Origin of the sequence: Corynebacterium sp. c25Ua_47 (assembly GCF_039907205.1) — a bacterium.
Classification (GTDB): Bacteria; Actinomycetota; Actinomycetes; order Mycobacteriales; family Mycobacteriaceae; genus Corynebacterium; species Corynebacterium hiratae.
Window position 1 is genome coordinate 141,589 of sequence record NZ_JASBOH010000006.1, and the last position, 25,553, is coordinate 167,141.

Annotated in this window: 21 protein-coding genes and 1 pseudogene; 10 read left to right on the forward strand and 12 right to left on the reverse strand. The window is 63.1% G+C overall.

All coding sequences use genetic code 11. The annotated features are described in order from the left end of the window. The first annotated feature begins 73 nt into the window (after positions 1-73). A complete protein-coding gene (locus tag QKE52_RS07495) occupies positions 74-1,297 on the forward strand; it encodes a glycosyltransferase 87 family protein (protein ID WP_347948487.1) in 1,224 nt (407 codons plus the stop codon). Between the two features lie 67 nt (positions 1,298-1,364). Here the strand turns inward: QKE52_RS07495 and QKE52_RS07500 are convergent, their stop codons facing one another. Genes QKE52_RS07500 through QKE52_RS07510 form a run of 3 tightly spaced genes read right to left on the reverse strand, consistent with a single transcriptional unit; the run spans position 1,365 to position 3,589 of the window. Next, on the reverse strand, positions 1,365-2,495 hold the full coding sequence (locus QKE52_RS07500; RefSeq protein WP_347948488.1) for a glutamate--cysteine ligase: 1,131 nt from the start codon (positions 2,493-2,495) through the stop codon (positions 1,365-1,367). A 48-nt stretch (positions 2,496-2,543) separates the two neighbouring features. After that, a complete protein-coding gene (locus QKE52_RS07505; protein WP_102233518.1) occupies positions 2,544-3,308 on the reverse strand; it encodes a LytR C-terminal domain-containing protein in 765 nt (254 codons plus the stop codon). Positions 3,309-3,334: 26 nt separating this feature from the next. Next, positions 3,335-3,589 (reverse strand): DUF3263 domain-containing protein, encoded by a 255-nt coding sequence (locus QKE52_RS07510; RefSeq protein ID WP_102233517.1) that lies wholly within the window; start codon positions 3,587-3,589, stop codon positions 3,335-3,337. A 16-nt stretch (positions 3,590-3,605) separates the two neighbouring features. Between QKE52_RS07510 and QKE52_RS07515 the strand changes: the two genes are divergently transcribed. The 4 genes from QKE52_RS07515 to cls are packed head-to-tail and all read left to right on the forward strand — an operon-like array spanning position 3,606 to position 7,503. Beyond that, entirely contained in the window at positions 3,606-4,220 is a 615-nt protein-coding gene (locus QKE52_RS07515) for a peptide deformylase (protein ID WP_070754366.1), read from the forward strand. Next, positions 4,220-5,218, forward strand: coding sequence for a GNAT family N-acetyltransferase (locus QKE52_RS07520; RefSeq protein WP_070754367.1), 999 nt, complete (start codon positions 4,220-4,222; stop codon positions 5,216-5,218). Before QKE52_RS07515 ends, QKE52_RS07520 begins: the two co-directional genes overlap by 1 nt. 5 nt (positions 5,219-5,223) lie before the next feature. Next, complete coding sequence (locus QKE52_RS07525) at positions 5,224-6,033, forward strand: exodeoxyribonuclease III (RefSeq protein ID WP_158397136.1); 810 nt, start codon at positions 5,224-5,226, stop codon at positions 6,031-6,033. Between the two features lie 6 nt (positions 6,034-6,039). Then, the gene (gene cls / locus QKE52_RS07530; protein WP_347948490.1) at positions 6,040-7,503 is read left to right on the forward strand and encodes a cardiolipin synthase; all 1,464 of its coding nucleotides are present in this window, start codon (positions 6,040-6,042) and stop codon (positions 7,501-7,503) included. Between the two features lie 156 nt (positions 7,504-7,659). Here the strand turns inward: cls and QKE52_RS07535 are convergent, their stop codons facing one another. Genes QKE52_RS07535 through QKE52_RS07555 form a run of 5 tightly spaced genes read right to left on the reverse strand, consistent with a single transcriptional unit; the run spans position 7,660 to position 12,476 of the window. Then, complete coding sequence (locus QKE52_RS07535; RefSeq protein WP_347948491.1) at positions 7,660-9,009, reverse strand: AAA family ATPase; 1,350 nt, start codon at positions 9,007-9,009, stop codon at positions 7,660-7,662. A gap of 52 nt (positions 9,010-9,061) precedes the next feature. Next, positions 9,062-10,237 (reverse strand): multidrug effflux MFS transporter, encoded by a 1,176-nt coding sequence (locus tag QKE52_RS07540; RefSeq protein WP_347948492.1) that lies wholly within the window; start codon positions 10,235-10,237, stop codon positions 9,062-9,064. After that, positions 10,234-10,998 carry an ABC transporter permease gene (locus QKE52_RS07545; RefSeq protein WP_347948493.1) on the reverse strand — a complete coding sequence of 255 codons (765 nt, stop codon included), beginning with the start codon at positions 10,996-10,998 and terminating at the stop codon, positions 10,234-10,236. The genes QKE52_RS07540 and QKE52_RS07545 overlap by 4 nt, the downstream gene beginning before the upstream one ends. Then, positions 10,998-11,936 carry an ABC transporter ATP-binding protein gene (locus tag QKE52_RS07550; RefSeq protein ID WP_308606388.1) on the reverse strand — a complete coding sequence of 313 codons (939 nt, stop codon included), beginning with the start codon at positions 11,934-11,936 and terminating at the stop codon, positions 10,998-11,000. The genes QKE52_RS07545 and QKE52_RS07550 overlap by 1 nt, the downstream gene beginning before the upstream one ends. A gap of 51 nt (positions 11,937-11,987) precedes the next feature. Continuing rightward, the gene (locus QKE52_RS07555) at positions 11,988-12,476 is read right to left on the reverse strand and encodes an NUDIX hydrolase (RefSeq protein ID WP_070516156.1); all 489 of its coding nucleotides are present in this window, start codon (positions 12,474-12,476) and stop codon (positions 11,988-11,990) included. A gap of 84 nt (positions 12,477-12,560) precedes the next feature. On the opposite strand from QKE52_RS07555, the gene QKE52_RS07560 reads away from it, so the two are divergent. From QKE52_RS07560 to QKE52_RS07570, 3 genes are read left to right on the forward strand one after another with little or no spacing between them, the layout of a single operon-like run. Continuing rightward, positions 12,561-13,997: a hypothetical protein gene (locus QKE52_RS07560; protein ID WP_347948494.1), complete on the forward strand. Its 1,437-nt coding sequence runs from the start codon at positions 12,561-12,563 to the stop codon at positions 13,995-13,997. Further along, positions 13,997-15,088 (forward strand): glutamate ABC transporter substrate-binding protein, encoded by a 1,092-nt coding sequence (locus tag QKE52_RS07565; protein ID WP_070546231.1) that lies wholly within the window; start codon positions 13,997-13,999, stop codon positions 15,086-15,088. Before QKE52_RS07560 ends, QKE52_RS07565 begins: the two co-directional genes overlap by 1 nt. Beyond that, entirely contained in the window at positions 15,088-17,688 is a 2,601-nt protein-coding gene (locus QKE52_RS07570) for a serine/threonine protein kinase (RefSeq protein WP_293775305.1), read from the forward strand. The genes QKE52_RS07565 and QKE52_RS07570 overlap by 1 nt, the downstream gene beginning before the upstream one ends. Positions 17,689-17,728: 40 nt before the next feature. Here the strand turns inward: QKE52_RS07570 and QKE52_RS07575 are convergent, their stop codons facing one another. Together QKE52_RS07575 and pta are read right to left on the reverse strand one after the other, a co-directional pair. Then, positions 17,729-18,949 carry an acetate kinase gene (locus QKE52_RS07575; RefSeq protein ID WP_070821373.1) on the reverse strand — a complete coding sequence of 407 codons (1,221 nt, stop codon included), beginning with the start codon at positions 18,947-18,949 and terminating at the stop codon, positions 17,729-17,731. Continuing rightward, positions 18,950-20,314 (reverse strand): phosphate acetyltransferase, encoded by a 1,365-nt coding sequence (gene pta / locus QKE52_RS07580; RefSeq protein WP_070754373.1) that lies wholly within the window; start codon positions 20,312-20,314, stop codon positions 18,950-18,952. A 353-nt stretch (positions 20,315-20,667) separates the two neighbouring features. Between pta and QKE52_RS07585 the strand changes: the two genes are divergently transcribed. After that, positions 20,668-22,773, forward strand: a complete 2,106-nt coding sequence (locus tag QKE52_RS07585; protein ID WP_070754374.1) for a glucose PTS transporter subunit IIA — start codon at positions 20,668-20,670, stop codon at positions 22,771-22,773. 115 nt (positions 22,774-22,888) lie between these two features. Continuing rightward, complete coding sequence (locus QKE52_RS07590) at positions 22,889-23,716, forward strand: PRD domain-containing protein (protein ID WP_049154674.1); 828 nt, start codon at positions 22,889-22,891, stop codon at positions 23,714-23,716. Positions 23,717-23,763: 47 nt separating this feature from the next. Here QKE52_RS07590 and QKE52_RS07595 read toward each other — a convergent pair whose 3' ends face one another. Both QKE52_RS07595 and QKE52_RS07600 read right to left on the reverse strand, forming a co-directional pair. Further along, the gene (locus QKE52_RS07595) at positions 23,764-24,624 is read right to left on the reverse strand and encodes a class F sortase (RefSeq protein ID WP_347948495.1); all 861 of its coding nucleotides are present in this window, start codon (positions 24,622-24,624) and stop codon (positions 23,764-23,766) included. Between the two features lie 208 nt (positions 24,625-24,832). Beyond that, positions 24,833-25,553: pseudogene (locus tag QKE52_RS07600) on the reverse strand (hypothetical protein); the annotation flags it as partial.

A 25,553-nucleotide genomic window follows, 5' to 3' on the forward strand; every position in this document is an offset into this window, starting at 1 on the left:
CTGCCGGGAAATGCGGGGACAATAATATAGGCTGCAAAGGGCACTAATAGGTGGTCAGGCGAGGAGAGTCGACGTGAAGAAGCTGCAAGGCGTACCAACGATGTGTGCTGTCCTCGCACTGGGCATCGCGGTGATGGTGTACAAGATCATCCAGTTCGATGGCCACAAGGCCTTCACCTTCATCCTCCCCTTTGACCTCGCCATCTACCGCATGGCTGGCGAGGATCTCAACGCCGGTGGCCTGCTGTACGACGCCCCCTATATCTTTGAATTCCCTTTCACTTACCCACCCTTTGCGGGCCTGCTGTTCAAGGTCTTGCCGTTCTTCAGCAAGGACGCGCTGACCATTATCTGGCCTTCGCTCATGTTCTTGGCTGTGCTGGCCATCATCGTCATGATCTTCCGCGAGCGGGGCGTGAAGATGACCCCGGCGGCCGTCCTCATCGCGGTGCTGCTGACCGCGCTGACCCCGGCGAATGAGACGATGCACGGGTCGCTGTACTACGGGCAGGTCAACGTCTTCCTCATGTTGCTCGTGGCCTTTGACTTCCTGCCTATCAAGCGCCGCCTGCCGGGCGTGGGCATTGGCCTGGCTGCCGGAATCAAGCTGACCCCGGCCTACATGGGCCTAGCTCTGCTCTTTGAGAAGCGCTGGTGGGCTGCCGCGGGTGCGGTGATTACCTTCCTCGTCACGGTGGTGCTCGGATTCCTCTTCGTTCCTGATGCGATGGTGTTCTGGACCGATGCCATGTTCAACTCCTCGCGTGTGGGCGAGCATGCCAACCCCGGGGCGAAGTCGCTGCGCTCGCTCATGTTCCGCGAGCTCGGCATCGACGGTGGCATCTGGTGGATCCTGGCGGTCATCGTGGTCTTCGCGCTGACCTGCCTGGCGCTGCGCACCGCCTACCTGCGCGGCAACCGCTCGGCGGCCTTCGCTCTGACGGGCCTGAGCACCTGCCTGGTCTCCCCCTTCTCGTGGTACCACCACTTCGTGTGGACCATCCCCTTCATCGTCATGGTCTTCGTCTCGGTTAACCAGGCGGTGAGCTCGCGTGTGTCCGGCAAGGGCGGTGAGCAGCTCGCGGGGCTTGCCTCCGTGGCGGCCTTGTTCGTGCTCTCGCTGCCCTTCATGTCAGTGCCCGTGTGGTTCACCATGTCTTCGGCCAACCTCGACGCAATCCAGTCCTTCCAACCGTGGGCAACCTCGCTGTGGACGCTGTCCTGCCTAGCCTTCATCGCGGTCTACGCCGTGTGGGGCTTCATTGCGCCGCGCAAGCGCGCGGTGGCGGAGAGCTAGGGGGACGTTTCGATCAATTAAGCCCCTGAAACCCCCAATTTTCGGGCCTTAATTGATCGTTCGGTACTTACGCCAGCCGCTCCATCTCATCCGCAGTGGCCTCAACCACCTTCTGCCAGCTGCCGGTCTCCTGGTACAAACGGCGCTGGCGCTCATAGCCCGCCCCACCGTCGATGATCTCCTGCACTAGCTGCAGCTCCCGGGCGCAGCCCAGCTCTTCCGAGAGCGGAGCCAGCTCCACCAAGAGATCCGCCAGCTCATCCTTGATCCAGCGTTCATCGGTCTCGCGCGAGGTGATGACCAGCGCGTCCATGCCATAGCGCGCGCCGCGCCACTTGTTCTCCGCCACGTGCCACGGCTGCAGCGTGGGCAGCGTTTCGCCGGCGTCGATCATGCGGTCATAGTGCACCACGAGGCAGTGTGTCAGCGCCACGATGGCGGAGAGCTCGCGGAGGTTGGAGGCGGCGTCGGAAATCCGCACCTCCACCGTGCCCCACTTGGAGGCCGGGCGGACGTCGAAGTGCATCGAGCCAGTGTGGTTGATGACTCCCGAAATAGCCTGGTCCCGCATATAGGACTTCCACTGCTCCCAGTTCTCAAACTGGTAGGGCATGCCCGCGGTGGGCAGCTGCTGGTAGAGCATCGTGCGGTTGGAGGCATAGCCGGTATCGAGCCCCTCCCACCCCGGCGAGCAGGCGGAAATTGCCAGCAGATGAGGGTACTTCGTCATCAGCGCATTAATGATGGGCCACACGCGGTCCTCGTGGCTGATGCCGACGTGCACGTGGGTGCCCCACAGCAGCATCTGCTGCCCCCAATACTGGGTGCGGTTGATAATTTCGGAGTAGCTCTCCTTGTTGGAGACGGGGTTCTTCCGGAAGTCCGTGAAGGGGTGCCCGCCCGAGGCCCACAGGCGCACACCCAAGGAGTCGGCCGCCTCACGCACGGCGCTGAGCGACGCCCGCAGGTCCCCCATCGCCTCCGGCACCGTCCGGCACACCCCGGTCACCAGCTCCACCGTGTTTTGGAGGAATTCCTTTTCCAGGTGGATGTCGGGATGAGCGGCGTGCACGCGGTCGATAAGTTCAGCGCCGCGCGGCACGAGATCCCAGGTCGCTGGATCAACGAGGGCAACTTCCCACTCAACACCCAGCGTGGGCTCGGGCGAGCGGGCGAAGTTCTCTTCCGGAATATTCACCCATTCATCCTATCCGTCGGGCGGATGAATTTAATAAGATTTTATTCCCTAGGCTTGGGGAACCGCGAGGACAACCACGACGGCATCGCCCTTGGTGTAGTCCCCGGTCAGCTCGGCCGGGTACGGGGCAATCGCTTCCGCCGGTACGTTGGCACCGTAGTACTGGGCGGCAACTTCCTTGGCGAGGCTCTCGGCGGCCGCATCCCCCTCCGGGAAGTAGACGGTGGTCTTCGGAGCCACGAGGACGTCGCCGCTGATATTGCCCACCTCGGCGATGTGGAAGTGCTGGGACTTCAGGCGCTCGGCCTCATCGGCAGCGAAGTTGGCGCGACCGGAGTTGTTGAAGACGTTGACGGGGATCTCCGCCTGGGCACGGTCGGAATTGCCCGCGTTTGCGCCGGCCTCGGTGTTCTCACCATGCTCAGCGCCGGCCTCAGCGGCGTTCTCCGAGTCGGCGTCGGCATCAGCCGGGCGCTCGTTCTCGGCAGCGTCCTTGTTCTTATCGGCTTCGCCCGAAGCGCCGCCGGCAGCACCGTCGCCCTCGGCGCCGCCAGTCGCGGGGCCGGATACGACAGCATCGTTGCCGGCCGGTGCGTTCTGCGCGGTGTCCTCCGACTTATCAGAGGTCATGGCGTAGAGAGCCCACATGCCGAGCATAACGGCAACGGCGATAAGCACCATGGCGAGGCCGCGCAAGGGGAGCTTGCTCGCAGGAGCGGCAGCGGCGGCCGGGGCGGCAGCCGAATCGGAATCGGCGGCGTGGCGCGCGTGGTCAGCGGACGAGACAGAGTTTTCCGGATTCACATTAGTCACACTGGAAACTCTAGTATCTATGAGTCTCAGTCCGGGGCATTGCTGCGCGCGGCGCGCCGGACGTCGTCGCGGACGTCGCGAAGCCGGCGCAGGCGGGTGACCAACAGCGGGTAGGAGGCGTGCGCCGCGGGGTCATCCAGGAGCACGTTGAGGCGCTGGTGATAGCGCACCGGAGTGATGTCCAGCTGCGTGCGGATGGCCTCCTCCTTGGCGCCGATATCGCGCGGGGCGTGGGACTCGAACTCCAAAATCGCGGCGTCTAGGTCTGACAGGGAGTGCATGCTTAGACTGTATGCCATGACTATTCGTCCCATCGTTATCCACGGCGACCCGGTCCTCCATAATCCCACCGAGCCGGTCACCGAAGCCATCGACTCCCCCGAGCTACAGGAGCTCATCGCGGACATGCACGAAACCATGGACGCCGCGCACGGAGTTGGCCTGGCCGCTAACCAGATCGGCGTGAACAAGCGCCTCTTTGTCTACCACTGCCCCGACACCGACGGTCCCAATGGCACCGAGCTTCCCGACGGCGGCATGCGCCGCGGCTGCGTCATCAACCCGGTGCTGGAAACCTCCGAGATCCCGGAGACCATGCCGGCTGACGACGGCTCCGAGGACGAAGGCTGCCTCTCCGTCCCCGGCGAGGGTTTCCCCACCGGCCGCGCCGACTGGGCCCGCGTGACCGGCAAGAACGAGAAGGGCGAGGACATCTCCATCGAGGGCTACGGCTTCTTCGCGCGCATGCTGCAGCACGAAACCGGCCACCTCGACGGCTTCGTCTACACCGACGTGCTCACCGGCCGCTACAAGCGCCAGGCCAAAAAAGCCATTAAGCGCAACGGCTGGACCGAGGCCGGGCTTACCTGGCTGCCGGGCGAGGACGAGGACCCCTTCGGGCACGACGACTAATGTCCCGCATCTTCCGCTCCGATGACGTCTCCGTGGGCGAGCGCGTGGTAGCCCGGCGCGATTTCGGCGGCGTGCACAGCGATGTCATCGGCCACGTGCTCAGCCTGGATCCGCTGCTCATCCGCCCGCAGGAGGTCGGCGGCTACCCGTCTTCGCTCGACGCGGTGGAGATTCCGCCGGAGCAACTCAAGATTATTAAGCGCCTCTCCCCGCGCACGGTGCGCAACTCCGATATCCGCGCCGTCGAGGTGGCCACCGCGGCTGCCTTCCCCGGCAAGGAGCACACGTGGACCTCCGATGGGCAGTGGCTCATGCGCGCTGGCGATGGCGTGACGGGCCGCTCCAATTCGGCGGTGCCGCTCGGCCCTTCCGCGGGTTTCCTCCCGGTGCCGATGGAAGAGATCGAAGCGTTTTATGCCCGCCACGATCTGCCCGTGTGCCTGGCCATTCCGGAGCGCATCGGTGCCTCCGCGGAGAAGCTGCTGGCGGCCGAACCCGAAGCCTGGGAGCTCGAACCGGAGATCCTCGTGATGGTGCGCGATTTGGCAGATCTCCCTGCCCCGGGGGACGTCAGCTTCCGTATCGACAAGCAGCCCGATTCCGAGTGGCTCGACCTCTACCACTTCCGCGGCCAGGCGCTCCCGCCGCTGGCGCTGGAGTACCTGCGCAGCCGCATCGATGGAACGATGGGCTTTGGGCGCCTGCTCGCCCCGACGGGTGAGACCATCGCGATTACGCGGGGCACGCTGACGGAATCCGGTGACGGCACCGTGTGGCTGGGCTATTCCGCCGTGGAGGTCGCCGAAGGCTGGCGCCGCAAGGGACTGGGCACCGCGCTGGGCGCGCACATGCTGGCCTGGGGCAAAGCCCAGGGTGCTGAGAAGGCCTACCTGCAGGTCGTGGCAGGTAACACGGCCGGGATTCGGCTCTATGAGAAGCTCGGCTTCCTAGAGCAGCACCGCCACCGTTACGCCCGCCGCCTGCCTCAAGTACCCTAAACCACATGCGCATCGCTACCTGGAACATCAACTCCGTCCGCACCCGCGCCCAGCGCGCGGTGGACTTGCTGGCCAAACACGACATCGACGTGCTCTGCCTGCAAGAAACCAAGGTGGCGGATGCGAAGTTCCCCCGCGAGCCCTTTGAGGAAGCCGGATACCACGTCACCTGCCACGGCCTGAACCAGTGGAATGGCGTGGCCATCCTATCCAAGGAAGAACCGGAGGAGGTCCAGACCTTCTTCCCTGCTCAGCCGGGTTTCCACAAGGACCCCGCCAAGGAGCAAAAGCGCGAGGCCCGGGCGGTCTCAGCCCGCATCCGCGGGATTGAGATTTGGTCCCTCTATGTTCCCAATGGCCGTGAGATTACGGACCGGCACTTTGATTACAAGCTGGACTTTCTCTACTCCTTGGCACGCTATGTGGAAACCCGCGTGCAGTCGAAACTACTGCTCACGGGCGATTTCAACATTGCTCCGCGGGATGAGGACGTCTGGGACATCTCTCTTTTCCGCGGCAAGACGCACGTTACCGAGCCCGAGCGCGCGGCTTTTCAAATGCTGGAGGAGGCCGGGCTGCAGGAGGTCACGCGCCGTTTCACCGAAGAAGAGCGCTGGACCTACTTTGATTACAAGTCCCTGCGCTTCCAGAAGAACGAGGGCATGCGCATCGACTTCCAGCTAGCCAGCGAGCCACTAGCGCGTCTCGTCCAGGGCGCCCAGGTGGACATGGTGGAGCGCGCCGGTGACAAGACTTCCGACCACGTGCCGCTGATCGCAGATTTCGATGTCCCCGATTTCGCGTCGGTGCGCTAGCCTGCCATGAACGTGAACGTCGATCTCTCCGTCTGGCAGCTCGTGCTGCTGGTTATTGACTATGGCATCAAGATCATCGCCATCGGCGTGGTCCCCGAGGGCCGCCGCCCCTCCAGCTCTACCGCCTGGCTGCTGGCCATTCTTGTGCTTCCCATCGTGGGGCTGCCGCTGTTCTTGCTCATGGGTTCGCCCTACATCAACCGCCGCCGCCACCGCATTCAGCAAGAAGCCAATGCGCTGCTAAACGACGTCACCGCCTCCACCCCCAACCATCCCTCCGGGCGGCTTTCCCCGGAGGTGGAATCCCTCATCCAGCTCAACCGCAACCTCACCGGGCACCCGGCCCTCATCGGGCACAACAAGGGCCTCCACGCCTCCTATGAGGAGGCCATCTTGGCGATGGCGCGGGCCGTGGACCGGGCTGAGAAATACGTGCTCATTGAGATCTACATCCAGTCTTGGGATGAGGTGACCGATGTTTTCTTCCAGTCCTTGGCGCGCGCCCGCGAGCGCGGCGTGGAGGTCAAACTGCTGCTGGACCAGATCGGTAGCCTGAAGTACAAGGGCTACTTCACGCTGGGCAAGCGCCTCACCGAGATTGACGTCGACTGGCGGCTCATGCTTCCGCTGCAGCTGCATAAGGGACGTTTCCGCCGCCCGGATCTGCGTAATCACCGCAAGATCGTGGTTATTGATGGTCATACTGGCTTCTTGGGCTCGATGAACATGATCAAGCGTGAATACAAGACCAAGGACCGCGCATGGATCGACTACATGGTCGAAATGACCGGACCGGTGGTCACTTCGCTCGCCGCGGTGTTCGCGGTGGATTGGTATCTGGAATCAGAGGAGCAGCTGTCCTTGGACATGCAGCCCTATGACGACGCCATGACGGCGGACTCCAACCACCTTCAGCTGGTGCCCTCCGGCCCCGGCTACACCACGGAACCCAACCTGCGCATGTTCAATTCGGTGGTGCACCACGCCAAGGAAAAGCTCATTCTCTGCTCGCCCTACTTCATTCCGGATGAGTCCCTCTTGGAGGCGGTGACCACCGCCTGCTACCGCGACGTCGAGGTGGAGCTCCTAGTGTCCGCGAAGGCGGACCAGTTCATGGTCCACCACGCGCAGTCCTCCTACTACCAGGCACTCTTGGAGGCGGGAGTGCGGATCTTCCAATTCCCCGAGCCCTTCGTGCTGCACTCCAAGTTCATCCTGGCGGACCCGGGCCTGCCGGAGCGCGAACCGCTGTGCGTGTTCGGGTCTTCCAACATGGATATGCGCTCCTTCGGCCTCAACTATGAATCGACCATGCTGGTGGCCAAGGGCGACCTCATCGAGGATTTCACCCAGCTGGCCACCAACTACAAAAAGGTCTGCCACGAACTCACACTCGAGGAGTGGAACGAGCGCGGCCTGCTGCGCCGCTACGTGGACAACGTCATGCGCCTGACCTCGGCCTTGCAGTAGGAGCACGCCCGCCTGCTCGTTTAATCGGCAGGATGAACTTCGCGTTCTCGCTTTGGCGTTCCGCAAAATCGATCTTGGATTGTTCCTTAGCTTGGCATTTGTGAGGAATCGCAAGCAGCTTATCCAACACAGAGGTATCGATGAAGTAAACGCGCATCAGCCGATCCCAAAAAGTCGATTCATGTTCTCGAAACTAGTCTGCGTTTCGGTGTCATCGACTAATTCACCAGCGGTGACCGCAGCACCCAAGCTGTGCTTGGAAATGGATTCCACGAAATCCGGTAACTCCACCAAAGGCGAGAGCTCGCTTTGCCCGGTTCTGCTATCCCGGTAGCACACTGCTACCTGACCGTTTTTCTCCCCAGAAATCTGGTCCAAGATGGCAGGACTGTGGGTCGTGACAAGAACCTGCGAGTCATGTTTGCGTGCGGATTCGCTAAGCATCTGCATAACTCTTTGCGCCTGCGAAGGGTGGAGCCCGTTTTCCATTTCTTCGACGACAATTTGAGCTACTGGGTTCTCTACGTCATCACCAAGTTCAAGTGGCTGTTCGATATCCAAGTCCTTGGGCGCAGTTTTAAGCGCCGTTGCAATTGCGAGGAATCGGAGGAGGCCATCGCTCATTTCACGAGCAGGCGTTCTTTCTTGCTTTCCATCTTCGAAGTGTTCCACGAGGGTCAGCATGACTTCGTCCAACGGCGAGTCAATAAAGTCCAGTGTGGAATCCACTCCAGTCACATAAGCGGCCAGCTGCCCTAGCTCTTGGAAAGTCTTGGGGGAATCCTTGTGCAACTGCCACAGTACCGCCGAGAGGTTCTCACCGCTACGCTTCAGCTGCGTGCTCTTCCTTGGGACGTAATCCCGCATGAGGCTGGGGACTGGATCGAGGTGAAACACTGATCGAAGCGCCATGGACACAATCGACGCCCCTTTCAACACTGAATTCTCTGCACGGTTCTTTCCCGCAAGCACCGCTTTAATCTGTCCCAAGATAAGGCGAGAGTCACGCAAGAGTGTGGTGGGGTTTGCCCCACGCTTTCCGCTAAAAATTAACGTGTAGATCCCAGCTCGGTTGTCTGCTGCCGGCTGGGTCTTAAACAACTCTGCATCGCTAGTGCGGGTGCCGCTCTTTACGGAATATCCGGTACCCACGAGGCTTTCTTTGACAACACGCAACTCCGGATATACCTGAACCTCGACGTCATAGCGGTACGTATCTGTCCCAGATTCAACGGTACAGCCCAGTTCAAAGCTCTCGGTGCCATGCGGGGCGCAACCACGAGAGCCACCTCGGATCGGGCCGGTTTGGGTCATGCGCCCATCAAGTGCGTCTCCTAGTTCTGCCCCCGATGCCAAGCGGGACAAAACCTCCAGCCCATCCAAAGCATTCGACTTTCCAGAACTGTTTAGGCCAGTCAGAAAAGTGACTGGATGCAGAGTCAATACAGCATCTTGGAAGGACTTGAAATTGCTCAGGCGAAGCTCGGCGAGACGTGGGGTAGCCATGCGGCCAATAATACGCATTGACGCTCTATGCGTTGTGCACATCTGGTGAACTTCACGCGGCGCCGCGGGCCAGCCGCGTGGACGCCACAAGGCCGCACAGCGAGATGAAGCTGCAGCACACCATGCCGATGGCCATGGTCAGCGCGGCGTTCGAGCCCCAGCCCATGAGCGGGCTGATAACGCTGGCCAGCATGGACTGGCCAAAGCCCATGATGGCGGACACGCTTCCTGCGCGCGGGCGCATCAAACCCGTGGCCAATGCCGTGGCATTGCCCATGATGAAGCCGGTCGGTGCCACACAAGCGAAAAGCACAATGAGGCAGACCCACACCGGAGCGCCGAGCAGCACCGCCAGCAACAAGAGCACCCCGCAGACAAAGACGCCGGTCACGCCGGTGCGCAGCATGACCGCCGGGGAGACCGAATCCATCGCGCGCGAGTTAATCAACGTGGCCGCGAAGAGGCCCACGGAGTTGATGCCGAAGACCATCGAATAGCCCAACGGTGAGAATCCCCACTGGTCCTGCACCACAAACGCCGAGGCGGAGATGTAGCAAAACATCGAACAGAAGCCGAAGGCCATGGTCACCAGGTAGCCCCAGACCCGGGCGTTAGTCAGCACCGCCCAGTAATTGCCCGCCACCGTGCGCAGCAGACCATCGCGCGAGCGACCGCCCGCGGTTTCCGGGACGATAGCGATGGCCAGCACCAACTGCACCGCATGCAGCCCCGCCAGCACCCAGAAGATGCCGCGCCAGCCCAGCGGCTCCGCCAGGATGCCGCCCAGTACTGGGGCTACCGCCGGAGCGATACCTTGGAGCGCCATGAGCAGCGAATAGGCTTTCGCCGCCGCGGCACCATGCACGAGGTCCGGGACCACCGCGCGGGAGAGCACCACGCACGCACCGCCGCCGAGGCCCTGCAGCACGCGGGCCACGACGAGCACCGAGGCCGTCGGGGCCATCGCCGCTAACACGGAAGCCAGCAGAGCGAGAAAGGCGCCGGCGACAAGGAGGCGCTTGCGCCCGATGGCATCAGACAGCGGGCCCATGACGAGTTGGCCCATGCCCATGCCGACGAAGAAGCCCGAGATGGTCAGCTGCACCATGGCCCGGGTGGTGCCCAGATCGGAAACGATCTCCGGCATCACCGGCAAGTACATATCAGTAGCGAAAGGCGCTGTTGCGGACAACAGCGCCAACGTCGCCAGAAGCGGAAAAGGGATCACGCGTCGCGCTGCTCCAGCACGATAACGCCCAGGATCCACAGCACACCGGCCCAACCAAAGAAGACGAGGGCCTCAAAGCCAATCGAGCTCCACGGGGCGTTCTCATCCACGTAGTCCAAGGCCCAGTTCTGGAAGGCGGTAAAGGGCATGAAGTGGATGATCTTATCTCCCACTACCGGGAGCAAACGCACCAAGTTTTCCAGGCCCATGTACAAGATGAGGGAAATCGCCACCGTGCCGGCGGTCTGCCTCAGCAGCAGGCCCAGACCCTGCACGAAGAGCACCGCGCCAAAGGCCGCGATGGGGAAGGCCCACAGCATGTGCTTGCCGTCGTCGCTGGAGAAAGGCTGGAAGGCCTCCGCCGCGGATTCGTTGGCCGTGAGATCCGCCAACACGAAGATGTACACCAAGCCCAAGAAGGCAATGACAGCCGCAATCACGCCATACACCACAAGCTTGGCGCAGGCTACGCTCCAGCGATTCGGGTTGGCCAAGAACGTGAGGGATTGCGTCTTGTAGCGGTACTCCGTGGTCACCATCATCGCGCCCTGGATCATCATGATCGGCACGCCCATGAGCAGGAGAATGGAGGCCAAGCTCCGCGGCTGCAGCGGGCTAATGCCCAGCACCGCCTCCCCCGCGTTGAGCGAGTTCAGCAGCGTCCAGCCGGTCACGATGAGGAAGATGAGCGCCGTGGTCCACCAGAAGGACTTCGTCGTGCGCAGCTTCGTCCACTCCGCGTGAACAGTGTTGAAAAACATTAGAACTGGGCCCCTTTCTGCGGTGCCTCCGCTTGGTACTGCACCGCGCGATCCGTCATGGCCACATAAGCCTCCTCCAGTGAGGCGCGGTGGAGGGTCAATTCCGTCAACGGCACGCCCGTGGAATAGGCCAGCTTGCCCACGTAGTCCGTGGTCTGGTGAGGGATCACCAGCGTCGGGCGCTGCTCTTCATCGACCGACTCGCGGAAGGTCACTCCAGCCTCCTTGAGCGCCGAGCCGAACTCGCGCAGGTGCTCCGAACGCACCACAACCGAAGCACTGGAGTTTTCCTTCACAAAGTCATAGGTGCGCTGATTGGCCAAGAGCCTGCCGCGGCCAATGACCACCAAGTGGTCCGCCGTCTGCGCCATCTCCGCCAGCAGGTGGGAGGAGATGAGCACCGTGCGGCCTTCTGCCGCCAGCGCCCGCACGAGCGAGCGCACCCAGCGAATACCTTCCGGATCGAGGCCATTGACCGGCTCGTCCAGGATCAGCACGCCCGGATCCCCCAGCAGTGCGGCAGCCAGGCCGAGGCGCTGGCCCATACCGAGGGAGAAGCCGCCGGCCTTCTTGCCAGCAACATCAGCCAGCCCCACTAGGCCCAGAACCTCATCGACGCGGGAGGTAGGAATACCGTTAGCCTGCGCCATCCACAGCAGGTGGTTGGCGGCGGTGCGGTTGGCGTGGACCGCTTTGGCGTCGAGAAGCGCGCCCACCTCGCGCAGCGGGTTCTTCAGCTCGCGGTAGGGCTTGCCGTGCACCAGGGCGGTGCCAGCGGTGGGCTTGTCCAAGCCCAGGATCATGCGCATCGTCGTTGATTTTCCAGCGCCGTTGGGCCCCAGAAAGCCGGTCACTTGGCCCGGCTCTACTTGAAAGGTGAGGTCATCGACGGCGCGGACAGACTTGTACTGTTTGGTCAGTCCGGCTACTTCAATCATGCTCTACAGAGTGCCACAGGTTCCTGCCCGCCGCCTGTATCAGCTCCTATATCAGCTGGTGAGTTCCTCCCAGCGTCCCAGCAGCCCCGGTAGCGCCTCCCGGAAGGGCTTCAAGAGCTCCAACTCTTCTACCTGGCCAAACGGCACCCAGCGCAGCTCGGCGGATTCCTCGTTGGCAGTCGTGGCCAAGCGCTGCCCCGAAACCGTCCGGGCCAACACCGTGGTATAGGTCCAGCCTTCCGAAAAAGGCCCGGCAGTGACGACGGCATCCAGCACCTCGACGTCTGCCGGCGAGATTCCAGTTTCCTCCTCTGTCTCCCGCAGCGCGGCCTGCTCCGGCGACTCCGGTTTATCCCGTGCCCCGCCCGGGATTCCCCAGGTCCCGCCGTTATTCGTCCACGTCGCGCGATGCTGGAGCAGTACCTCATCCCCCGCCACGAGGAAGAGGCCAGCTGCTCCAAATTTGCCCCACACCGGCACCCCGCCCGGGCCCTTCGACCAGCCATCACCGGAAAGTTCTGGGTTAACGCGTGCACACATGCCTTACACGATACGCGACAAACTCCCCGCGCCAACGCCCTCGAAATCATCGCGCGAGGCGCACGAGAGCGCTATCCTAAGGGAATGACCGGCCCGGCCACCGAACTGCGCGAGCACTCCCCCGAATCATGGGGCGATCATTGGCTCGATGACGTCACCGAGCCCTCCGCGCCGGTTTTTAGCCGCCCCACGCAGCTGGCGATGAGCTCCTTCGCCGGCCCCGCGCGCGTCATCCGGCGCCTCTATAGCTTCGCCATCACCACTCCCGGCAAGCTGTTTACGGTTACCTTAATTCTCACCGTAGCGCTCGCGGCAGCCGGCTTTTCCATGTCCTCCTCCTCGGCCGCGCGCCACGATGATCTGGACACACTGCTGGCCTCCACCGAGCCGATGTCCAACGCGGCGCACCACCTCTACACCAACCTCTCTTTGGCCGATACCGTCGCCACCACCGGCTTCGTCCAGGCAGGCGTGGAGCCGGAGGATAACCGCGACCGCTATAACGAGGCCATCGACGCCGCCTCCGTCGCCGCCACGCAGGCCATCGTCGGCACCTCCGCCGAAGATGAACGCGTGCGCGAGCTCGTCACGTTTATCCAGCGCAAGCTGCCGGTCTACACCGCCCTGGTGGAAAAGGCCCGCGTCAATCACCGTGCGGGCAACGCCGTGGCGAATTCCTATATGTCCAACGCCTCGGCGCTCATGCGCACCCAGATTCTTCCCGCCGCCGCGGAGCTGTTCACCCTGACCTCGGAGAAGGTGACCCAGCAACAGCAGCGCCTAACCCGCCCGCAGTGGGTGCCGCTTTCGGGCCTCGTCGCGGCGATCATTTTCCTCGGCTTGGCGCAGTGGTGGCTGTGGCGGCTGACCCGCCGCCGCTTCAACCGCGGTTTCGTGGTGGCCACGGGCCTGTTGTTCCTGGCGCTGGTGTGGGCCGCTGGCTCCAACTTCGCCACGTGGGCCTCTGGCCACCAAGGCTTCGAGACGGTCTCGCGCCCCTGGGATTCGCTGACCGCCTCGCGCATTGAGGCCCAGCAGATGCGCACCTCCGAGACCCTGGCGCTGGTCCTGCGCTCCTCCCAACAGGACATGTCCGTGCACTTTAACTCCACGGTGTACTCCGTGGACCGGGCCCTGCGGGACTATGAGCAGGCGCTTGACGACGACGACTTCCCCTCCTCCGATCCTTCCTTGATTCCTCGCGCCAAGGAGGCCTTGGAGGATTGGAAAACCACGCACGATGCTTTCATGGAGGATCTCTCCATGGGCCACTACGATGCCGCGCTCTACCAAGCCACCGCCATCGATCCGGACGGCGACCCGACCGCCGCCAGCGCCTTCAATGCCGTGGATAACTCCCTGGCCGCGCTCATCGACCAAGCCCGCGACGCCATGCGCACCTACCTGGTTCAGGGTCTCAATGCCATGACCATGGTGTCTACCGGCGTCCTCCTAGCCACGTTCGGCGCGATTATCGCCGTGTGGCTGGGTATCCGCCCCCGCCTGCAGGAGTACCTGTGATGCGCCGCCGAACCGACCACCGCCAGCACGCCACTGCGGCCGTGCTGCTGCTCAGCGCCGCCGTGGCACTCAGCGCCTGCGAGCCGGAGCCGCCCAGCACGCCGGATCCGATCCTGCCCTCCAGCGCGGATCTCAACTCCACCCCGGGGCCGCCGCTGCCGGAGGACGCCATCATCGAACCCGCCGGCACGGGAGAGGTGTCCAAGCAAAGCACCGCGGACGTTTACGGCTCCTACCGCCCGGACGATAAGAAGCCGGAGGAGCGCGTGCCCAACATCCTGGCGCGCGGCCGGCTCATCGTGGGCGTGGACCGCTCCAATAACCTGCTCAGCTACCGCGATACCGCCAGCGGCGAGGTCCGCGGATTCGAGGTCGATATCGCCCGCGAAATCGCCCGCGATATCTTCGGGGATCCCGACAAGGTGGACTTCCGCTTCGTGGAGGCCTCCGACCGCGCTCGTGCACTGAATGATCGCACGGTGGACATGGTCATCCGCACCATGACGATTAGCCCCGAGCGCCAGCGCGAAGTGGCCTTCTCCATTCCGTATATGCAGACGGATGCGCGGTTGCTGGTGCTGAAGAACTCGGGCATCCATTCCATCGCGGAGGCCGCCGGGCTAACGTTGTGCGCGGCGAAAGGATCCACCATGGTGGACGCGATACGCAAACACTCGCCGTCTTCCGATATTTTGGAGACCCGCGCCTGGGGCGATTGCCTCATGGCGCTGCAGCTGGGCCAGACAGATGGCATCGTCGTGGATGACGCCCTGCTATCCGGCATGCTGGCGCAGGATAAATACACCGAGATCGTCGGCGAACCCTTGGAAAGCCAGAGCTACGGCGTGGCCGTGCGCAAGCCCGATGCCTCCTATGACTCGCGCCCGCTCATCCGCCAGATCAACTCCACGCTGGAGCGCATCCGCCGCGACGGCACCTGGCAGGAGCTCTTTAATACCTGGCTGGGGAATTACATGGAGCAGCCCGTGCTCCCGGAACCGAAGTACCTCAACGAGACTCCGCCTGCCGAGGAATCACAGCCGAGCTCCGCAGCCAAGGACCAGCCCGGCGAGAAGAAGGAGGGACAATAATGTCGCACCGCTTCACCGAGGATGAGCTCGATCACCTCACGCCCGAAGAGCACGAGGACGCTCAGCCCGACGCCGCCACCGACGCCACTAACGACGCCACCCAAGCCGTGCGCTTCGATCCCTTCGCGGATGACGATGACGACTATTCGGAGGACCACCACCTCAGCGTCTCCCCAACAGATTCGCACAGCGCGGGAACAACAGCTGCCGGCGCCGCCGACGCCGAAGCCTCCGACCGCACCGCCGCCGTGCCCTTTGATCCCTTCGCGGACGACGATGACGATGACTACGAGGCCGCCACCGGTGCCCGCCTCTCCCCCGCGAATCGCATGGGCACGAGCGGCACGGCGACGGGCCAACCCGACGATGGCGAGTACGTCGACTCGGACAATATCGCCGCGCTCATCGAGGAGCTGGGGCAGCTGCGTGATCGCCGCAAAGCAGAGGACCCCTCGCAAGCCTCGCGGCGCCGCGCGCTCGATACGTTCCGCCAGCGCCGCAGCACCAAGCGCACCGACCGCGAAGTGGCCGATGGCATGGCCACCTTGCCCTTCGTTGTCCCGGGCAACCCGCGCGACGCGCTCATCGATCCCAAGGACGCGCCCCGTGCCGCCCCACCGCAGCTCAAGCCGGGTGACATGGTGGCCGGCCAGTACGAGATCTTGGGCGTGCTCGCGCATGGCGGGCTGGGCTGGATTTACCTGGCCAACGACCACTTCGTCTCCGGGCGCATCGTGGTGCTCAAGGGCATGCAATCCACCAACTCCGCCGAGGAGACCGCCACCGCGGAGGCGGAGCGTGAGTTCCTCGCGGACATCACGCACCCGAATATCGTGAAGATTTTCAACTTCATCGATGACCCCCGCGTGCCCGGTGGCTTCATCGTCATGGAGTACGTCGGCGGCCCCTCACTGAAGCAGCGCCGCAACGACCAGGCCACTGACCGCTTCCCGGTCGACACGGCGATTGCCTATATCCTCGAAATCCTGCCCGCCTTGGATTACCTCCATGCCCGCGGCGTGGTCTACAACGACTTGAAGCCCTCCAACATCATCGTCACCGAGGACCAGGTCAAGCTCATCGATCTGGGCGCGGTCTCCGGCATCGGCGCCTTCGGTCACATCTACGGCACACAGGGTTTTCAGGCCCCGGAAATCGCCACGCAGGGCCCCTCGGTGGCCAGTGATATTTACACCATCGGCCGCACACTGGCCTGCCTGACGCTGAAGCTGCCGGTGGAGGATGGCGTCTACAAGCCCGGCCTGCCTTCCCCCACGGAGGAGCCGCTGCTGCGCCGCTACCTCTCCTTCTATCGCCTGCTCTTGCGCGCCACAGATCCGGACCCACAGCAGCGCTTTGCGTCGGTCTCCGAGCTGCGCGACCAGCTCTTCGGCGTCCTGCGCGAGGTCATCGCGCTCCGCGATGGCATCCAGCACCCGGCCCAGCACTCGGTGTTCTCCCCGCAGCGTACGACCTTCGGCACGAAGCACCTGGTTTTCCGCACGGACCAGCTCATCGACGGCATCGACCGCACCGTCCGCATCACCGCCCCCGAGGTGGTCTCCGCACTGCCCATCCCGCTCATCGTCCGCTCCGACATCGGCGCCCCGCTGCTGCAAGGTTCCTCCTACACGGAGCCGCAGGAAGCGCTGGAAACACTTCGCCAGGCCATGGAGGCGCCGGAATATGAGGAGTCCGCGGAGATTCCGCTCGGCGTGGTGCGCTCCATGATTGACTTGGGCTACATCGGCCAGGCCCGCGAGTGGCTGAACTCCATCGAGGACCGCCTGGGGAGGGACTGGCGTTTCCACTGGTACTCCGGCGTGACCGAGCTGCTTTTGGATAAGTACCGCGAGGCCCAAGCCCACTTCGCCCACGTCCTCGACGTGCTGCCTGGTGAGGCCGCCCCCAAGCTGGCCATCGGCGCGGTCAATGAGCTCATTCTGCAGCAGCTAGGTTTTTCGGAGGCCGCGCTGATCGACGCCTCCGTTGCCCGCGCCTGCGCCAACCTCACCACCTCGCTCGCGGATCTGCCCAATGACGCTTTTGAGGATCAGCCCGGCATCTGGGACCATGTCACCGATGACCCCGCCCACTTGCGTTTCAATTCGCTGCGCCTCTACGGCATCGTGTGGGCGACGAATCCGACGACTGTCTCCTCCGCCTTCGGCTTGGCCCGCCAGCTGCGCGCCGAGCACCAAGTTGAGCTCGCCGTAGCCACCTTGGATAAGGTCCCCAACGCCTCGCGCCACCACCGCATGGCCCGCTTGACCACGGTTCTGCAGCTCATCGTCCACGATCTCTCCGAGTCCCGCATCCGGCGTGCTGCCCGCCGCCTGGAGGAGATTCCGCAGAACGAGCCGCGCTTCTTGCAGATCAAGATCGCGGTCATCTCCGCCGGGCTGACCTTCCTGCGCGAATCAGACCTCGACGCGGCGGCCTCCCCCAACGATCTCTTCGAGTTCCCCTTCACCCAGCGCGGCCTGCGCTACGGCCTGGCGGACACCCTTCGGGCACTGGCCCGCCAGGCCCCCTTCGCCCGCCACCGCTACGCGCTGGTGGACTTGGCCAACAAGGTCCGCCCAGTCACGATGTTCTAGCCGCCAGCGCTACCGGCCGGCGGCATAGCCGACGCCCGGCTTAGTACAGCCCCGCCTCCCGAGCCATGGCGGCCACCTCCGCGGACTTCTGCGCGATGGCCAGCTCCTCGTTGGTCGGCACCACGAAGACCTTGACCTGGGAATCCGCGGTCGAAATCATGCGCGGCTCCTTCGAGCGCACGAGGTTGGCTTCCTTATCGAAGTCAATGCCGTACATGTCCAGGTTGTACAGCGAATCCTGGCGGACCTCGGTATCGTTCTCACCCACGCCGGCGGTAAACGTGATCGCATCCACGCGGCCCAGCGCAATCATGTAGGCACCAATGAAGCGGCGCAGCTGGTGAATGTAGATGTTGTAGGCCAGCCAGGCGTCCTGGTCCTCGTTGTTAATGCGCTCGCGCAGCACGCGGAAGTCATTAACCCCTGCAATGCCCTTCACACCGGAGCGCTTGTTCAGCAAGTCATCAATCTCATCGATGGACATCCCTGCCTCACGCGAGAGGTGGAAGATGATACCCGGATCGATATCGCCCGAACGGGTACCCATGGCCAGACCAGCCAGCGGTGTTAAGCCCATCGAGGTATCAATCGGGCGGCCGTTGCGAATCGCCGCCGCCGAGGCACCGTTGCCCAAATGCAGCGTGATCTGGTGGACGTGCCCCGGGTCCATGTCCAGCAGCTTCGGAACCTGCTGCGAGACGAACTCGTGGGAGGTTCCGTGGAAGCCGTAACGGCGGATGTCATACTGCGAAGCCACATCGTTGTTGATGGCGTACAGTGCGGCCGCCGGCGGCATGTGGTTGAAGAAGGCCGTATCGAAGACCGCCACGTGTGGGATCTCCGGCAGCAGCTTGCGCGCCACGCGGATGCCGTCCAGGTTCGCCGGGTTGTGCAGCGGCGCGAGCGGGATGAGGTCCTCGATCATGGACTCGATCTGGTCCACGATGAGCTGCGGCTCGCTGAACAGGCGTCCACCGTGCACCACGCGGTGGCCCACGGCGATGACCTCCACATCCGTCGGGCCCACGCCGTGCTCATGCATGATGCTAAACGCGCGGTCCAACCCGAAGGAGTGGGTGGGAATCTCCAGCTCTTCCTTGAATTCCTCACCGCCCGTTTTCACGGTCACAGCACCCTGCGGCTCACCGACCTGCTCCACCAAACCGGAAACCAGCGGGGTATCGGTGGCCGAGCTTTCCGGGTCCACCAGCTGGAACTTAACCGAGGAGGAACCCGAGTTGAGAACGAGTACATACGCCATCTATTTCACCCCTGCCTGGATCGCGGTGATAGCCACCGTGTTGATGATGTCCGGAACGGTCGCGCCACGCGAGAGGTCATTGACCGGCTTGTTCAGGCCCTGCAGAATCGGGCCCACCGCCAGTGCACCACCGGTGCGCTGCGCCGTCTTGTAGCCAATGTTGCCGGCCTCCAAGTCCGGGAAGACGAAGACCGTAGCCTTACCCGCAACATCAGAGTCAGGCGCCTTCTTGGCGGCCACGCCTGGGTCGCAGGCAGCGTCGAACTGCAGCGGACCATCCACCGCCACGGAAGAATCGATACCGCGGGCCACCTCAACGGCCTGCGCCACCTTCTCCACATCCGGCCCAGCGCCCGACGTACCCGTGGAGTAGGACAGCAGCGCCACGCGCGGGTCCAGCCCAAACTGCGCGGCGGTCTGCGCGGAGACAATAGCGATCTCGCCGAGCTGCTCCGGGGTGGGGTTCGGGTTCACCGCGCAGTCGCCGAAGGCCCACAAGCGGCCCGGCATCACCATGAGGAAGATGGAGGAAACCACGGAGGCTTCCGGCTTGGTCTTAATGATCTGGAAGGAAGGCTTAATGGTGTGCGCCGTGGTGTGCGCCGCGCCGGAGACCATGCCATCAGCCAAGCCCTTGTGCACCATCATCGTGGCGAAGTAGGACACGTCCTGCATGGTCTCGCGCGCCTGCTCCAGCGTCACGCCCTTCTTCTTGCGCAGCTCCGCGAAGTCCGCGGCGAACTCCTCCACCAGTGGGGATTCCAGGTGGTTGATGATTTCCACACCGGACAGGTCGATCCCGAGCTCCTGGGCGCGCTTCTCGACGTTCCCATCACCCAGAATCGTCAGCTTCGCCACCTTGCCCTTGATGAGCTCACCCGCAGCCTGAAGGATGCGGTCATCCTCGCCCTCCGGCAAAACGATGTGCGCTCCGACCTCGCGGGCCTGGTCCAGCAGCTGCTTCTGGAAGAGCTCGGCGGACATATAGGGCTCGATCTCCTCCAGGGAAGAAATCGCACCGGGAACCGAGGAAACGTCGGTCAACGCACCGACCACCGTAGCGCCCACAGAGCGCGCGTGGCCCAGCGCCAACTCCGCCGCGCGGGCGGGCGCGTTAGAAATCAGGACAAAGGGCAGGCCCAGGGCGGCCGCGGCCTTGGCATCAAAATCCATAACGCCTGTGCCCTGAAGGACCAGGTTGCCCGCGGGGGCATTTTCCAGGACCTCGCTGAGCGTGGTACCCAGGTCATCGACCTGGGCGAAGGTGGCCCCCAGTTCCTGAGCCACAGCAGCAACGTCCAATCCGTCGAAGCCGCGCCCAATGACGCTAATAAAGGCGGAATTCCGTGAGGACTTGGCGGTCATGAGAAACCTTTCTCTGCTTAGAAAGCGTGTACCCGGGCTCACAAACTGGGCACACAGTGACACTACGACACTTTCACAGTACGGGAACGCACCCCTTCGCGCCGCCAAAGTGAGGCTTCATATCCCCAACGTTGCAGGCCAACAACTCCCCACACCGCCATAGAGTGCGGTATCCCACAGAAACTTGCCCCTCGTGACCACTTCGGAGTAGGGTCCTAACCAGGATTGTTACTTCGGGCAAGACCTAGGCTCCCCACTCTTAGCCGCGTGGGGATGGTTCGCTATGAACCATTGTGGCCTAGGTCTTTTGTGGTTTTTAGCCACAGTGCCTGTCTACTCTCGAAAGGATTCTCATGTCGACAGAGACTCGCTCGGCAGCCGAAGCCATCTTGGATGGCATCGGCGGAGCAGAGAACATCACCTCTTTCACGCACTGTGCCACGCGCCTGCGCTTCGAGCTGGCTGATGCCTCCAAAGCCGATAAGGAAGCACTCGAATCTATCCCCAAGGTCATGGGCGCTGTGCCCCAGGGTGGCCGCAACTACCAGGTCGTCATCGGCGGCGACGTGGCCACGGTCTATGACGAGATCAACGCTCTCCCACAGATGAAGAACGCCGGCGCGTCTGCCGGCCGCTCCAACGATGACGTCAAGGCTGCTGCCCGTTCCAAGGCCAAGGGCAAGCTGCCGTGGATGGATACCTTCTTCGAGTACCTCTCGGATTCTTTCCGCCCCATCCTGGGCGTGCTGCTGGGCGCCTCCCTGGTTATTGCCTTCGCCGCAGTGCTGGATGCGCTAGGCGTCGTCGACTTCCGCGCTGAGGATAAGCCAGCCTCCTGGCTTTTCGTCGACGCCATGTGGCGTTCCGTCTTCTTCTTCCTGCCGGTGATGGTGGCCTATAACGCCGGCAAGAAGCTGCGCATCGACCCCTGGGTCCCCGCTGCGGTCATGCTCGCGATGTTCACCCCGGAGTTCACCGGCCTCGCCGACAACCCAGCCGTCCAATGCGTGACCAACGAGACGCTGTCTGCTGAGCAGTGCTCCATCGATATCTTCGGCCTGCCAATGCAGCTGCAGGACTACGGCGGAAATGTCTTCGTCCCGCTCATCATGGCCGCCGTCGCAGCGCTCTTCTACAAGGGTTTCCAGAAGCTCATCCCATCCGCGGTCCACATGGTCTTCGTCCCCTTCCTGACCCTGATTTTCCTCATCCCGCTAACGGCCTTCATCATTGGCCCCTTCGGCGTATGGGCCGGTAACGGCATTGGCGCTGGCCTGTCCTGGCTCAATGACAACGCTCCGTTCGTCTTCGCTCTGGCCATCCCGATGCTCTACCCGTTCCTGGTCCCGCTGGGTCTGCACTGGCCGCTCAACGCCCTCATGCTGGTCAACATCCAGACCTTGGGCTACGACTTCATCCAGGGCCCGATGGGCGCATGGAACTTTGCCTGCTTCGGCGCTACCGCCGGTGTGCTGGCCCTGTCCATCCGTGACCGCGACACCGTAATGCGCCAGACCTCCGGCTCTGCACTTCTGGCTGGCCTGCTGGGCGGTATTTCCGAGCCTTCCCTTTACGGTATCCACCTGCGCTACAAGCGCATCTACCCGCGCATGCTGGTGGGCTGCTTCGCCGGTGGCCTGACCGTCGCCCTGCTGACCCTGGGCTCCAACGGTATTACGACGAATGCCTTCGTCTTCACCTCACTGCTGACCATCCCGGTCTTCACCCCGATGGCCAAGTACGCCATTTCCATCGCAGTGGCTTTCTTCGTGGCATTCCTGCTCATCCTTTTCACCGACTACCGCACCCCGGAGGAGCGCGCTGAGGCCAAGGCCGCCCGCGAGGCCGCCGAGAAGGCCGAGCTCGACAACGCCAACAACGCCACGCTTGCCGACGCCCCCGCATCCGCAGGCACCGCTGCTGCCGGCGCCGGCGCTGGCGCTGCCACCGCAACCGCCACCAAGGCAGACGCACCGGCCCAGGCCGCTGAGCCTGCTGCTGGCACCACCACCGACATCGCCTCGCCGGCCGCCGGCAAGGTCGTCCCGATGGCAGAAATCGATGACCCGGTCTTCTCCGCTGGAACGCTCGGCGATGGCGTCGGCATCGTCCCTGAGGGCAACGACGTCTACTCCCCGGTAAGCGGCACGATCGTCAGCGCCATGAAGTCCGGCCACGCCTACGGCATCAAGACCGAAGACGGCGTGGAGGTCCTCGTCCACATCGGCATCAACACCGTGAAGATGAAGGGCGAAGGTTTCGCTCCGGCCGTCAAGAAGGGCGACACCGTCAAGCAGGGTGAGCTGCTGGCCACCGTTGACTTCGACAAGGTCAAGGAAGCTGGCTACGACACCACCATCGTCCTGGCCGTAACCAACACCAAGGCGCTGTCCGCCGTCACCCCGGCTGGCCTCAACCACGCCTCCGCCGGCGATACGGTCATCACCACGACCCGCTAAAGCACCCGCTAGGGAACCTTTAGCCCCCGTTTAACACACCCTGACTAAGCTGGCTCGATGTATCCACCATCGTGGCCGGCTTTAGTCGTTTTAACCTCAACCAGAAAGGTGCCTTGTGCAACTGTTGCGAGTGTTCAATAACAACGTCGTGCTCGCACGGCGCGGCGCGGAGGACGTCATTGTCACCGGCCGTGGCATCGGCTTCCAGGCAAAGCCTGGCACTGAGGTTGACCCGACCAAGGTAGTGAAGGTCTTCGTTCCTGACTCTGGCCGCGACCCGGATCACCTCGCCGCCATGATCGCCGGCATCCCCGGCGAGTACGTGCAACTGATCATCGACGCCATGCACTCCGTGGACATGTCTGAGGCTCTACGCAGCAAGCTCACGCTGGTCGTGGCGATTGCGGACCACATCCACGGCGCTGTCAGCCGTGGCAACACGGTGTCTTATCCCCTCGAGGCTGAGGTCCGCCACCTCTACGCCGAGGACTTTAGCCTCGCGCAGAAGTTACTCACCGCCATCAACAGTGGCCTACACACACCACTGGCTGCCGACGAAGCCGTGGCCATTACCCTGCACCTGGTCAACGCCGGCTTCGCGGTAGGAGACCTTTCCGGCACCTACCGCATGACGGGGTTGATTCAGCAGATCCTGGCCGTCATCGGCTCCCACAACGGCACGGAACTCAACAGCGAGGACATCTCCGTCGCCCGCTTCATCACGCACCTGCGCTACCTGTTTGTGCGCATGGCGGAGCACCAGCAGCTCGACTCTGACGACCGCCAAGTGGCCACCGCTATCTCCGCGCGCTACCCCGATGCCGTCGAGACCGCCCAGATGGTGGCCAACCTTATTGAGCTGCGCCTCGACAGCGCCCTAACCCCCGATGAGGTCTCCTACCTGACGCTACATATTGCCCGCCTGCAGGAGGCCTCCGCCTAAACAGTCTGCGGCGTAAGCAGTACACCTGCTTAGGCCGCTGCGACAGCTTAAGCCGCCGGTGCCTCAGCAGGCGCCTCGACGCCACCATCTACCGGTGCCTCAGCACCCTCCACCGGTGCCACCGGCTCCGCCACGGTGATGATGTTGTCTTCGTAGCCAAGCTGACCACCCACAAACTTGCCGCCACAGGTAATCAGGACCAAGCGGTTGTCTCCCTGCGTGTCATTGACCACGTCCGGGAAACCCGCCCCCTTCTGCAGGCGGTACGGCGCCTCGGTCACGCGGAATCGGCGCTCCTCACCATCGATGAAGACGGTGAATTCCTGGCCCAACTCCATGGTGGTGAACTTCTCTGCGAAGCCCGTGCCCTGGCCTTGGTAGTTGATGTGGCCGGTAATAACACTGGAGCCCACCGGACCAGCCTCGCCCGGCACTGCCGACGCGGAGTACCAGCCCAAGCGCTGTACATCGTGCGGGGGAATCAGCATGCCGGTATCAGTGACCTGAATCGGGTCCACGGCCGCGAACTCATCATTAATTCCCAAGGACATCGCGCCAAAGCCCCGGAACTCACCCGGCGCCGGCTCTACCTCGTGTTCCTGCTCGCCAGAGTCATCCACGAAGGGATCATTGTTCGTTGTCGGCGCTTCAGCTTCAACGCTCTGCGAGGTTGACGTCTGTTCCTCAGCCGCATTCGTCTCTGCGGAATCTTCCTCACTGCGGCCCGCATAGAGCACTAGCTGTACGACAACCAAGATAATCGCGATGAGCGCTGCAATACCGATGAGCAGCTTCTTTTTGCTCTTCTTCCCATCACCTACCGGCTGCGCTTCGCTGGCGCGGTGTTCAGATGCAGAGGACTCACCAGGGTACTCCGGGATACCATTCTCTTCGCCATCAACAGTCATTCTCTACTCCTCGCTCTTGGCTTCTATGTTCTAACTTCTGAGATTTAGCTTTTAAATGTTTTGGCTCTAGTTATTCGTTTTAAACAATAGACTAAAAATCAGACGACGAATCCCCTCCAGCGTTTACGCCCTGGAGGGGATTGTCATCATTGCTCTCTGCGCCTTACCAACCCAACCGGTGAGGGCTGGGATGGTGTTGCAGTCTGGACTACTTGATGAAGTCCTTCATGCCTGGGTCAAGCTTCGTCGCACCGGAAGGTACGTGCTTGATCTCCACGCGCTCTGCATTGGACGGCAGCGGCTGACCGGAGTCCTCCGGCGGAGTTGCGTCTAGGACGGTGACCTCGCGGTTATCGCGGCCGGTATTGTCACCGGTCTCATCGGTCGGCTCACCATGGTTGTTGCCACGGCCGCCATTCTCGGTGACCTCATTGTTGTGGTCGCCATCGTGGTCACCATCATGTCCACCGTCACCGCCATTGCCACCATCGATGATGAGCTTGATGAGGCCCAGACCCGGGATGAGCAGCAGCCACCACGGCAGATCGGACTTCTTCGAGCTGCCATCGTTGTCGTCCTTATCCTTACCGTCGCCGTCATCCGGAGTCTCCGTCGGCTCGGTTGGCTCGGTCGGCTCGGTCGGCTTGGTCGGCTTGGTCGGCTTGGTCGGCTCGGTCGGCTCAGTCGGCTTGGTCGGCTTGGTCGGCTTGGTCGGCTTGGTCGGCTTGGTCGGCTTGGTCGGCTCGGTCGGCTTGGTCGGCTTGGTCGGCTCCGTCGGCTTGGTCGGCTCCGTCGGCTTGGTCGGCTCCGTCGGCTCGGTCGGCTCGGTTGGCTCGGTCGGCTTGGTCGGCTCCGTCGGCTCCGTCGGCTCCGTCGGCTCCGTCGGCTCGGTCGGTTCCGTCGGCTTGGTCGGCTCAGTCGGCTCAGTT

Excerpts from the sequence above, each read along its gene's own strand:
- QKE52_RS07510 (WP_102233517.1), bottom strand. The coding sequence starts at position 3,589 with ATGCACTCCCTGTCAGACCTAGACGCCGCGATTTTGGAGTTCGAGTCC.
- QKE52_RS07515 (WP_070754366.1), top strand. The coding sequence starts at position 3,606 with ATGACTATTCGTCCCATCGTTATCCACGGCGACCCGGTCCTCCATAAT.
- QKE52_RS07520 (WP_070754367.1), top strand. The coding sequence starts at position 4,220 with ATGTCCCGCATCTTCCGCTCCGATGACGTCTCCGTGGGCGAGCGCGTG.
- QKE52_RS07525 (WP_158397136.1), top strand. The coding sequence starts at position 5,224 with ATGCGCATCGCTACCTGGAACATCAACTCCGTCCGCACCCGCGCCCAG.
- cls (WP_347948490.1), top strand. The coding sequence starts at position 6,040 with ATGAACGTGAACGTCGATCTCTCCGTCTGGCAGCTCGTGCTGCTGGTT.
- QKE52_RS07535 (WP_347948491.1), bottom strand. The coding sequence starts at position 9,009 with ATGGCTACCCCACGTCTCGCCGAGCTTCGCCTGAGCAATTTCAAGTCC.
- QKE52_RS07545 (WP_347948493.1), bottom strand. The coding sequence starts at position 10,998 with ATGTTTTTCAACACTGTTCACGCGGAGTGGACGAAGCTGCGCACGACG.
- QKE52_RS07550 (WP_308606388.1), bottom strand. The coding sequence starts at position 11,936 with ATGATTGAAGTAGCCGGACTGACCAAACAGTACAAGTCTGTCCGCGCC.
- QKE52_RS07555 (WP_070516156.1), bottom strand. The coding sequence starts at position 12,476 with ATGTGTGCACGCGTTAACCCAGAACTTTCCGGTGATGGCTGGTCGAAG.
- QKE52_RS07560 (WP_347948494.1), top strand. The coding sequence starts at position 12,561 with ATGACCGGCCCGGCCACCGAACTGCGCGAGCACTCCCCCGAATCATGG.
- QKE52_RS07565 (WP_070546231.1), top strand. The coding sequence starts at position 13,997 with ATGCGCCGCCGAACCGACCACCGCCAGCACGCCACTGCGGCCGTGCTG.
- QKE52_RS07570 (WP_293775305.1), top strand. The coding sequence starts at position 15,088 with ATGTCGCACCGCTTCACCGAGGATGAGCTCGATCACCTCACGCCCGAA.
- QKE52_RS07575 (WP_070821373.1), bottom strand. The coding sequence starts at position 18,949 with ATGGCGTATGTACTCGTTCTCAACTCGGGTTCCTCCTCGGTTAAGTTC.
- pta (WP_070754373.1), bottom strand. The coding sequence starts at position 20,314 with ATGACCGCCAAGTCCTCACGGAATTCCGCCTTTATTAGCGTCATTGGG.
- QKE52_RS07585 (WP_070754374.1), top strand. The coding sequence starts at position 20,668 with ATGTCGACAGAGACTCGCTCGGCAGCCGAAGCCATCTTGGATGGCATC.
- QKE52_RS07595 (WP_347948495.1), bottom strand. The coding sequence starts at position 24,624 with ATGACTGTTGATGGCGAAGAGAATGGTATCCCGGAGTACCCTGGTGAG.